The organism is Streptomyces sp. NPDC059564 (genome assembly GCF_042735575.1).
Lineage (GTDB): Bacteria > Actinomycetota > Actinomycetes > Streptomycetales > Streptomycetaceae > Streptomyces.
On record NZ_JBHWBP010000501.1, the window covers coordinates 1 to 4,234 of the forward strand.

At 71.9% G+C, this 4,234-nt stretch carries 3 protein-coding genes; all 3 read right to left on the reverse strand.

All coding sequences use genetic code 11. From position 1 onward, the window contains the following. Window positions 1-28 precede the first annotated feature (28 nt). A complete protein-coding gene (locus ACFV0Q_RS38980; RefSeq protein ID WP_385012496.1) occupies window positions 29-3,139 on the reverse strand; it encodes an efflux RND transporter permease subunit in 3,111 nt (1,036 codons plus the stop codon). Window positions 3,140-3,286: 147 nt separating this feature from the next. After that, complete coding sequence (locus tag ACFV0Q_RS38985; RefSeq protein WP_385012498.1) at window positions 3,287-4,006, reverse strand: response regulator; 720 nt, start codon at window positions 4,004-4,006, stop codon at window positions 3,287-3,289. Between the two features lie 79 nt (window positions 4,007-4,085). Continuing rightward, on the reverse strand, window positions 4,086-4,211 hold the full coding sequence (locus tag ACFV0Q_RS38990; RefSeq protein ID WP_385012500.1) for an adenosylcobinamide-GDP ribazoletransferase: 126 nt from the start codon (window positions 4,209-4,211) through the stop codon (window positions 4,086-4,088). Window positions 4,212-4,234: the final 23 nt, after the last annotated feature.

The window sequence follows — 4,234 nt, forward strand, 5'->3', positions numbered from 1 at the left end:
GCCTCCGGGGCCCGTGGAGCCGGTCGGGTCAGACGGTGACCGGGTCCTCGTCCGGGGACGGGGCCGGGACCACCGTCAGGCGGGCCGTCTTCTTCGCGCGGCGGCGTTCCTTGCGGAGCTCGACCATCGTGTAGAGGGTCGGCACCAGCAGCAGCGTCAGCAGCGTCGAGCTGACCAGGCCGCCGATCACCACCACCGCGAGCGGCTGCGAGATGAAGCCGCCCTCGCCGGTGACGCCGAGCGCCATTGGGAGCAGGGCGAAGATCGTCGCCAGGGCCGTCATCAGGATCGGGCGGAGCCGGTGGCGGCCGCCCTCGATGACCGCCTCGACGACGCCCAGCCCCTGCGCCCGGTACTGGTTGACCAGGTCGATCAGGACGATCGCGTTGGTCACCACGATGCCGATGAGCATCAGCATGCCGATCATGGCCGGGACGCCCATCGGGGTGCCGGTGACGATCAGCAGACCCAGCGCGCCGGTGGCCGCGAAGGGGATGGAGACCAGCAGGATCAGCGGCTGGACCAGCGAGCGGAACGTCGCGACCAGCAGCATGAACACGATCGCGATGGCCGCGAGCATGGCCAGGCCCAGCGAGCCGAAGGCCTCGTCCTGGTCGGAGGAGACGCCGCCGATGGCGGCGGTCGCGCCGGCGGGCAGGTCCAGGGCCTTGATCCTGGTCTGGAGCGTGGCGCTGACCGCGCCCGTGTTGTCGCCGACCGGCTTGGCGGTGATGGTCGCGGCGCGGGCGCCGTCGATCCGGGTCATCGCGACCGGGCCGGGAACCACCTTGACCTCGGCGATGTCGCCGAGCTTGAGCGGGCCGACCGGCAGTGCCTGGAGCTCGGCCAGGGTGGCGGCCGGGCGGGAGGAGCGGACCACGACGTCCCGCTCGGTGTCGTCCAGTACGGCCTTGGCCACCGGGTTGCCCCGCACGGCCTGGGCGACGAGCGCGCCCAGCGCGGCCTGGTTCAGGCCGGCCTCGGCGGTCTTGGGAGTGGCGGTGACGGAGATGCGCGGCACCGACTGGGCCAGGTCGCTCTGGACGTCGGTGACGCCCTTGAGGGTGGCCACCTCGGCGCGAACCTGCTCGGCGGCCTTCGCGAGCACGCCCGCGTCACCGGCCTTGACGACCACGCTCAGGTTCTGGCTGCCGAAGCCGCCGCCCGCCGAGAGGGAGGTGTCGCCGATGCCGTCGAGCTTGGCCAGGGCGTCCTGGATGCGCTGCTTGACGGCCTCGGAGTCCTTGGCGTCGTCCAGGGTGACCTGGAAGGAGGCCTGGTTGGTGCCCGTACCGCCGCCGAAGGCCGCGAGGAAGCCGGAGGAGCCGACGGTGACCTGGTAGTCCTTGACGCCCTCGACGGAGGCCAGGGCCTTCTCCACCTTGCGGCTCGCCTCGTCGGAGGCGGCCAGCGAGGTGCCGGGGGCCAGTTCCTGCTTGACCGTCAGGACGTCCTGGTCGCCCTGGTCGAAGAAGTTGGTCTTCAGGAGCGGGGTCATGCCGAAGGTGGCGACCAGGACGACGACCGCGATGGCCACACTGGTCAGGCGGCGCCGCGTGGCGAAGCCCAGGACCCGTACGTAGACCTTCTGCAGGCGGCTGCGCGCCTCCTTCTCCTCCGCCTCCCGGCGGGCCTTCTCCGGATCCTCCGAGGTGCCCTTGGGGGCGCGCAGGAACCAGAACGACAGCACCGGAACGACGGTCAGCGACACCAGCAGCGAGGCCAGCAGCGCGGCGGTCACGGTGAGCGAGAAGGAGCCGAAGAGCTCGCCGATCATGCCGCCGACCAGTCCGATCGGCAGGAAGACGGCGACGGTGGTGAGCGTCGACGAGGTGACCGCGCCCGCGACTTCACGTACCGCGGTGATGATCGCGGCCTCGCGCTCCTCGCCGTAGCCGAGGTGGCGCTTGATGTTCTCCAGGACCACGATCGAGTCGTCGACGACGCGGCCGATGGCGATGGTGAGCGCGCCCAGCGTCAGCATGTTGAGCGACAGGTCGCGGGTCCACAGCACGATCAGGGCGAGGACCACGGACAGCGGGATGGAGACCGCGGTGACCAGGGTCGAGCGGATCGAGGCCAGGAAGACCAGGATCACGATGACCGCGAAGGCCAGGCCGAGCAGGCCCTCGGTGGTGAGGCCGGAGATGGACTTGGCGACGGCCGGGCCCTGGTCGCTGACGACGGTCAGCGCGGCGCCGGAGCCGAGGGTGGAACGCAGTTCGGGGAGCTTGTCCTTGACGGCGTCGGAGATGGCGACGGCGCTGCCGTCCTTGTCCATGGTGAGGACGAGGGCGAGGCTGGGCTTGCCGTTGGTGCGGGTGATGGAGTCGGCCTTGGCCGGCTCCTGCTTGACCGCGGCCACGTCACCGAGGCGGACGGCGGGCTTGCCGGGGCCGGGGGTCAGCCGGAGGTCCTCCAGCTGGGCGAGGGAGGTGTAGCCGGAGCCGACGCGGACGGTGCGGTTCTTGCCCTCCTCGTCGAAGGAGCCGGCGGGGACGGTCGCGCCGCCCGCCTTGAGGCCCTCGCCGAGCTTCGCCGCGTCGAGGCCGGCGGCGGCGAGCTTCGCGTCGTCGGGGGTGACGGTGACCTGGAGGTCGCGGACGCCGTCCACGCTGACCTGGCCGACGCCGGGGATGTCTTCCAGGACGGGGACGACGGACTTGTTCAGCTGGTCGGCGAGGGCCTGCTGGTCCTTGTCCGAGGTGACGGCGAGGACGACGGTGGGGATGTCGTCGGTGGAGCCGGCGACCACCTGCGGGTCGACCTCGGAGGGCAGCCGGACGCGGGCCCGGTTGACGGCCTGCTGGACGTCGGCGACGAGCTGCTTGGTGCCGCTGTCGCCGTAGTCGAAGGTGGCCCGGATGAGGGCGTTGCCCTCGCTGGCGGTGGAGGTGATGCCGGTGATGCCGTCGACGCCCTTGAGGGTGGCTTCGATCGGCTCGATGACCTGCTTCTCCACCACGTCGGGCGAGGCGCCCTGGTACGGCGCGAGCACGGACACCATGGGCAGTTCGATGGAGGGCAGCAGCTGCTGCTTGAGCTGCGGGATGGCTATGGCGCCGAAGAGCAGCGCGACGATCGACACGAGGCCGATCAGCGCTCTCTGGGAAAGGCTGAAGCGGGACAGCCAGGACATGGGTGTGGGATCTCTCTGCAGTACGTACGGAGGCGAGGGCTCTTCAGCCTCTCCCACGCCGCGACCCCGTCGCGTCGCTCCCAGGTCCTGTCCTTATGTGCGGCATACCGCGTCCGCAGTACTCCGTCCCGCGCGGAGTCCTGCGGGTCAGTCGGCGCGCGGGCGGACCAGGCCCGATTCGTACGCGATGACCACCAATTGCGCCCGGTCGCGGGCGCCGAGCTTGGCCATGGCCCGGTTGACGTGGGTCTTGACGGTGAGCGGGCTGACTTCGAGCCGGGCGGCGATGCCGTCGTTGGAGAGGCCCGCGGCGACCAGTACGAGGACCTCGCGCTCGCGGACGGTCAGCGCGGCGAGGCGTTCTGCGTGGGCCGAACCGGCGGCGGGGGGCTCGGCGTGGCCGCCCTGGGCGAGGAAGCTGGCGATGAGGCCCTTGGTCGCGGCCGGGGACAGCAGCGCCTCGCCGGCCGCCGCGACGCGGATGGCGTTCAGCAGCTCGTCGGGCTCGGCGCCCTTGCCGAGGAAGCCGGAGGCTCCTGCGCGCAGGGCCTGGACCACGTACTCGTCCACTTCGAAGGTGGTCAGCATGACGACCCGGACCGCGGAGAGCTCGGGGTCGGCGCTGATCAGGCGGGTGGCGGCGAGCCCGTCGGTGCCGGGCATCCGGATGTCCATGAGGACCACGTCGGCCCGCCGTTCGCGGGCGAGGGCGTAGGCCTGGGCCCCGTCGGAGGCCTCGCCGACGACCTGCATGTCGGCCTCGGAGTCGACGAGCACCTTGAACGCGCTGCGCAGCAGCGCCTGGTCGTCGGCGAGCAGCACCCTGATGGGCCCGCCGGTCTGTGTCTGGGTCCCCGTCTCGTCCACCCCCCGAGGGTACGCGGGCACCGGCGCGGGCCCGGGTGCGGGCTCAGGCGGGGGCTCGGCCGGGGGTTCGGCCAGGGGCTCAGCCGAGGGCGAGGACCAGCAGGGCCGTGGTCGCCGCCACTTCGCACAGGGCGCCGAAGACGTCGCCGGTGACCCCGTCGAAGCGGCGTACGCAGCGGCGCAGCAGGAGTTCGGCGGCGAGCAGGCCCGCGCCGAGGCCTTCGGGAC